Genomic DNA, 2,904 nt, shown 5'->3' on the forward strand with positions numbered 1-2,904 from the left:
TTCAATTTAAAGAAAATGCTCAATAGAATTAAAGAGCAGATTCTTTTTACCCTTTTTCAAATGTTAAATGATTGGGAAGTACTTCTTTTGAAAATTGTAGCTCATCAAAATACAAGGGTTTTTAAGGTTTGACTAAATATTAAAATGCGCTGGTATAATGCCGATACATATTCAAAGTGCTTTTAGGAGTGAAGCGAACGAAAGGCGCATTTTGAATAGTAATCGGTATAACGTGGCTTTAGGAATGAAAAGCACCAAAGGTGCATTTTTGTGTAGAACGGTATAAGCAAAGATAAATGGCTGACCTTTATAGAGGGTCAGCCATTATTTTTGTAAAAATATACCGCAAGCTGATATTGAATTACCAAATCAACTAGGTTTATAGTTAATGAGCCAGCACTACGCTAATTACTGCCGATGCTGGTTTTTGTTTTTCAATGTGTTGACGCACAATCAGATTTTTGGTTGCTAATCTTCCAAGTGTTTTTAAGTCAATTTGTGCCTTAAGTGTCTCATTGGTGTTATTGCTAAGTTGCAGAGCAGGAGTGGGAATAGTACCCTTGCTGTCGGACTTAAATTTGTTATTGACTAAAAAACCGCCACTATAATTGAAAGTAACAGGTAAGTTGGCGGCTGCTTTTTTATCACACAGTAATTGTAAGATAGCTAGCCCTTCACCTGCATTACCTTCTTTTGTGGGTTGTATTTGTTCACTTTTAAAGCTGATGTTTATACTTTTAATTAGGTCACTCAATCCATCCCTACTAGCCACAAACAAATCAATCGAACTGTTTTGGTGGGTGTAATTGCAAGCCTCGTTTAAGTAACCGCTTATAGCGTCAATGGAAGCTGCATATTCTTCAATCGCCAGCATAAATTTACCTTGCTGTCGGGCATTTATAGCTTCGGTGTAATGACCATATGATAAGGTTAAAGCCTTTTCTTTACGTTTAGCTTTAAGGGCATAAAAATGACTTTTAGATAAGCGATAATAGGTGTAATAGTAGTTTAAATCTTCCCATTTATCAATGTATTCGTAACCTTCCAAAAACTCATCAGATGTTGCTTTAATTCTACTTTGCATGTACTCGTACACACCGCTGTTATCTTCCATGCGGTACAGGCTTTGCTCACTTTTAATTTTGGTGTTTATTTGCTTGGCCATGTCCGATAATGCTTTCTCTTTAGCTTGCTCCTGATAGTATACAGCCCCTCCAACTTTAGCTGTTGTTCCAATTCCGTAGAAGTATTCTGAAGAAACGGGTCTGTTTTTCAGCCATTCAGGTTTACTCAACTCAAGCAATTCGGCTTCCTTTTTTTTGCTGGAACAGGCTCCTACAACAAAAATGAGTAGGAGGGATAAGTACAATGAGATCTTCATTCAAATTTAGTTTTCTGGTTGGTAGTTACTAATGCTCTTTGATACATGTTCGGCACACGCACTTAGTAAGCTTGACTCAAGGCTTGCTATTGATTTTATTTCTTTATTATTTTTAAAGAGCTGGTGCAGGCGACTATTGGAATCATTTGAGTCGTATACCTGATCATCGCTGGTTTCTTTATCCATGTATTTCCATGTTCCTGCTACCAGTTGTTTGTAATTACCATCAAACTGTGCGTAATGGATATGATCTTTCTTCTCACCATAAAAATTGTCGGCAAGTGCTTTCTCATCTTTATCAACCCTATCAAGACCATAGCTTAGCGAAAGAGAAATGCTGTGTTTTTGCTCGTATTCGTAATAGCGTACTTTGGTGTATTTAACCTTGGTTTCTTTTTGTTGGGTATCTGGGTTAGTAACTTCAACGGTTTGTTTTAAATAGGCTCTTTTTTCTTTCTTTACAAGTTGCCCTTGCTGTTTCGAAAATTTATCAAGTCGTGCCGACAGTATTGTTTTTGCTTCGAAGAAGCAACCTTCACGCTTGGCAATTTTGAGAGCTAAAGCAGGGTCTTTTGTATTGGCCCAATTAGGTATCGACGTTATTGATGCATCGCTAATAAGTTTGTAAAAAGGAGACTTAATCTGAGAAACTTCATTAACAACCATGTCTTTAATTGAAGAGGTATAGCTGCGATAGCTTCGGTATTTGTAGCTTATTGGTAATACAGCAATTGAAACTGTTGCTTTATCCAAACATTGTGCCTGTAAGTCCAAGCTGTTTTTATAGCCTTTGGTTGCTTTGTTAATCGTTTGGAAATCGGCATAGGCACTGCGAAATAATGCAGTTTGTATCAATTGGTTGCCATGGCGGTAAATGGGCTCGTATTTAGCTATTACCCATTGAGATTGGGAATCTTTAAAGTTCGCATCGATGCTGATGATCTCACTCAGTTGAGTTTCTGCCGCATTGAACTCCTCCAAGGACAAAGCTTTCATGGCTTGTTGATATAAAATATCGAGGTACTTGTCTTTTACTTCCAGATAGTACTCTTTTTGATCTTCTGATAAAATAAGTTTAACACCAAGTGCCGATAGTTGATTGTAATAGCTCTCGGCTGCACGGTATGCGTAAACGGCATCCTTGGCTGTTCCGTTGTTATACTGATTTTGAAATACTTCAACTTTATCCTCTAGTACAAGCTGTCCTGTGCGTTGCAGACCTAGTTTTGCATCAATGTTGTTTTTATTGGCTTTTAAGGATTTAAAGTATAAATTGGCAGCATCGGTGTATAATCCTGCATTGTCAAACTTTTGAGCTTTGTTGTAGTTGCGCTTGCTGGCACACGACGACATCAGGATAAGACCCAACAGAAAGATTGGTAGTAATTGTTTCATATACTCTAATTAATTACAAGTTTTTAAGCCACTTTATTAGTGGAGCTATTAATATTTTTCTCTCTCGGATCAAGACATATATAATCCTGACGATATGGTGTTTTGTTTTTAATGACGCTGTAAATAGT

At 37.1% G+C, this 2,904-nt stretch carries 2 protein-coding genes; both read right to left on the bottom strand.

What is annotated here, in order from left to right:
- Positions 1-385: 385 nt before the first annotated feature.
- On the bottom strand, positions 386-1,381 hold the full coding sequence (locus FNN09_RS20710) for an LPP20 family lipoprotein (RefSeq protein ID WP_143304398.1): 996 nt from the start codon (positions 1,379-1,381) through the stop codon (positions 386-388).
- A gap of 6 nt (positions 1,382-1,387) precedes the next feature.
- Positions 1,388-2,776 (bottom strand): hypothetical protein, encoded by a 1,389-nt coding sequence (locus tag FNN09_RS20715; RefSeq protein WP_143304399.1) that lies wholly within the window; start codon positions 2,774-2,776, stop codon positions 1,388-1,390.
- Positions 2,777-2,904 lie beyond the last annotated feature (128 nt).

The sequence above is a fragment of the Carboxylicivirga sp. M1479 genome (assembly GCF_007097485.1).
Taxonomy (GTDB): Bacteria; Bacteroidota; Bacteroidia; order Bacteroidales; family Marinilabiliaceae; genus Carboxylicivirga.